Source organism: Hydrocoleum sp. CS-953 (genome assembly GCF_002260545.1).
Classification (GTDB): domain Bacteria; phylum Cyanobacteriota; class Cyanobacteriia; order Cyanobacteriales; family Microcoleaceae; genus Trichodesmium.
Map to the genome: position 1 here is coordinate 1 of NZ_LGSU01000359.1, position 2,862 is coordinate 2,862.

Below are 2,862 nucleotides of genomic sequence, written 5' to 3' on the forward strand. Positions count from 1 at the left end.
CTCCTCCCCCTCTCCCCACCCTCCTACAAGGGTTTCAGGGGTTCCTTATCAGGGATAGCTTTTAGGGAGAGGTAATTATCAATTATCAATTATCAATTATCAATTATCAATTATCCATTGTTTCCTGTTGTTGCCGTTCTTGGGAAAGTTGGTTTAACAGTGATATAATTTCAGTCCCACGCTCTAGGGAGCGGTCCTCGATAAAGATAACTTCTGGAGTTCGACGTAGACGTATTCTATGGCCTAACTCACTGCGGACATAGCCAGTGGCAGACCTTAGACCCGCCATAGTTTCCGACCTTACTTGGTCAGACCCATAGATACTTACAAATATTTTAGCGTGTTGTAAGTCTCCAGAAACATCTACATCTGTGACACTGACCATACCAATACCTACCCGATTATCTTTGATACCATGGAGCAACATCTGGCTGATTTCCTGCTTGATTAATGAAGCAACCCGGGAAACGCGACGACCTGTAGCCATGATCATTACCCCCTACAATTTCATACTCACCATATCTATATTAATACCTTCCATAGACTTATGGGAGCTTTTTGTAGCTTGGATAAAATTAATTAGGGTTTGCTGAAACAGTCTTATGAGTGAAGGTGGGACTCAGGAGTCAGGAGAACCCATTTGGGATATATGATCGGGAGTGTGGGGAGTCTGGGGAGAGGGGGAGGTAAGGAGATGGCCTATTGGAGGTGTATTGGAGTATTTTTCAACCTTTTTCTCATATTACTTCTATTCCATATACGACTCCGTTCCTCAAAATTTAATCAAGGCAAAGATACTAAATGGTTTCTATAGAGCAGGTAGGAGAGCATTTCTGGAGTATTCAGTAGTATAGCTTCTCTGCAAGAGCCATTTACCGAATAATTAAGGTTTAAAGCCTCTCACTCGCCGTGGAGAAACAATGAATTTATTTTCCTTTTATTCAATCCTCTTCCTTTTAAGGAGAGGTAATTATCCATTATCAATTATCAATTGTCAATTATTGAAGACCCTAGGAAGCTAACTGAAATGACCGATAGGGAAGGTTTTCGACCAAGATTTATGATAAGAAATAAAAAAGCAAATATTATGGGAGTAAATAAATGGAAAATGAATTTTCTATTGGCCAGAAAGTCAGATTAGTAGTTCAACCAGCCTACATCAAAACTGCTGAATCGATGCCCATATTACGTCCCCCTAATGTAGTGCGTTTGGGTGAAGTAGGAACTATTTTAAGTTGCAAAGCAGGAAATTATTGGGCTATTCGTTTTGAGAAAGGAGCATTTCTGATGGATAGTCAATATATAGAAGCTGTGGCAGTTGATTCGGGAACTGCCCAGCCAGATCATAATACTGATGAGGATACCAATAAGATAACTCCGTCTTCAGAATCGTAGATTTAATTGAGTAGTTCTCCTAAATTACCAATAGTTTCTTTAACTTTTCCTACGATTTCGTTAATCTTACCTACATCAATGTGCATTTCTTCGGTAGGATATTTTTCCAGAACTTCTAGCACTGATATTCGGTTGTCATCTGCTGCTGCTAATAGAATGGCAGAACGTAGGGCTTTGTCACTTTCATAGTTGTGTCTCGTCTGAACTACTTCTGCGACACCTTTAGTTAAATTTTGACCTAGATTACTATACAGCACTTTGGCTAGGTTAGCAACATCAGCTCCTACTTCTAATGTCATTAATCCACGAACTGTATTAGGATTGACTTTTGATATGCCTAGAGCTTGAGAAATTGTTTTGGTAGTTTTGCCCGTTTCTGCAAATTGTCGTAGATCCTTAACTTTGACTGATGCTTTTATTGGGCCAAATAAATCTATGACGATTTTATTCGTGGCGATCGCGCTTTGATGGGAAAGCATTACTCCAGCAATAGCACCCACAATAATTAATGGACTACGGGACAGCAGATTTGATAATTGCATGGTTATATATTGAGTTAGATTTTAATCTAAGCTTGATGATAATATTTATTTATTTGTTTTGATTAGATTATAAACATTAAATTTAATTAGTGTATGAGGTTGGTGAACAAAAGTATGATTTGATAGAAGTCAGCAGTCAGGAATTATAAAGGAGCTTTTTCTGCATCAAAAATAGCTCTGCAGAAACACGTTATAAGTTTAGGAATTTCATACCGTGTTTCACTAACACCTAGTGTATTTAGTCTAGTAGACATCTCCAAAAATTAAAAATCAAATCAATTCTCCCATGCGAAATTATCTATTTTTTCTTCCTGTTCCCTCTTCCCTATTCCCTGTTCCCTCTTTTCTGGAGATGTCTAGTTATTACTTTCTCTTCATAGACATCTGTAGAAATTGAATATTTCTTTTTTTAAACCATTGTAGGGATGTTCCATATAATCTCCCTAAATTCTTTTTGGGAAATATCTCTTCAATAATTGATAATTGATAATTGATAATTACCTCTACCTAAAAGGAAGAGGATTGAATAAAAGGAAAATTTTTTCTCTCTTAGTCGATTGGATATGGTGTTTTGCTGGTGCAAAGCTTTCCTATCGGAAAGTTGTGCGGAACGCTAAATGACCGCTTGTTTCTCCACGGCGAGTGAGAAGCTTTATACCTTGATTTTTCGGTAATTAATAAGAATCTTTTCTAATAAATCCTATTTACACCAATTCCATCAAATATTGCTACAGTCACGCCCCAGGGAACAGGGAATATATAACAGAGGATAGTGAAAGAAAAACTCGATTAAAAAGAGGAAAAAATGTTTGATTTTTATACTTTATGGAATTTAATTTTTTTTATTCTAGTAATAAATAATCAATTGAGATGTAACTGCATTTTTTGAATTTGATATTATCCGATCATTATCTAAGGCCAGATG

The 2,862-nt window shown here is 36.8% G+C and carries 3 protein-coding genes; 1 reads left to right on the forward strand and 2 read right to left on the reverse strand.

What is annotated here, in order from left to right; all coding sequences use genetic code 11:
• Window positions 1-106 precede the first annotated feature (106 nt).
• On the reverse strand, window positions 107-487 hold the full coding sequence (gene rbfA / locus AFK68_RS03385; RefSeq protein ID WP_094671596.1) for a 30S ribosome-binding factor RbfA: 381 nt from the start codon (window positions 485-487) through the stop codon (window positions 107-109).
• Window positions 488-1,101: 614 nt separating this feature from the next.
• On the opposite strand from rbfA, the gene sipA reads away from it, so the two are divergent.
• Window positions 1,102-1,395, forward strand: coding sequence for a regulatory protein SipA (sipA, locus tag AFK68_RS03390; RefSeq protein WP_094671597.1), 294 nt, complete (start codon window positions 1,102-1,104; stop codon window positions 1,393-1,395).
• A gap of 2 nt (window positions 1,396-1,397) precedes the next feature.
• On the opposite strand, the gene AFK68_RS03395 is transcribed toward sipA, so the two are convergent.
• Complete coding sequence (locus tag AFK68_RS03395; protein ID WP_094671598.1) at window positions 1,398-1,937, reverse strand: alpha/beta hydrolase; 540 nt, start codon at window positions 1,935-1,937, stop codon at window positions 1,398-1,400.
• Window positions 1,938-2,862 lie beyond the last annotated feature (925 nt).

Excerpts from the sequence above, each read along its gene's own strand:
- rbfA (WP_094671596.1), bottom strand. The coding sequence starts at position 487 with ATGGCTACAGGTCGTCGCGTTTCCCGGGTTGCTTCATTAATCAAGCAG.
- sipA (WP_094671597.1), top strand. The coding sequence starts at position 1,102 with ATGGAAAATGAATTTTCTATTGGCCAGAAAGTCAGATTAGTAGTTCAA.
- AFK68_RS03395 (WP_094671598.1), bottom strand. The coding sequence starts at position 1,937 with ATGCAATTATCAAATCTGCTGTCCCGTAGTCCATTAATTATTGTGGGT.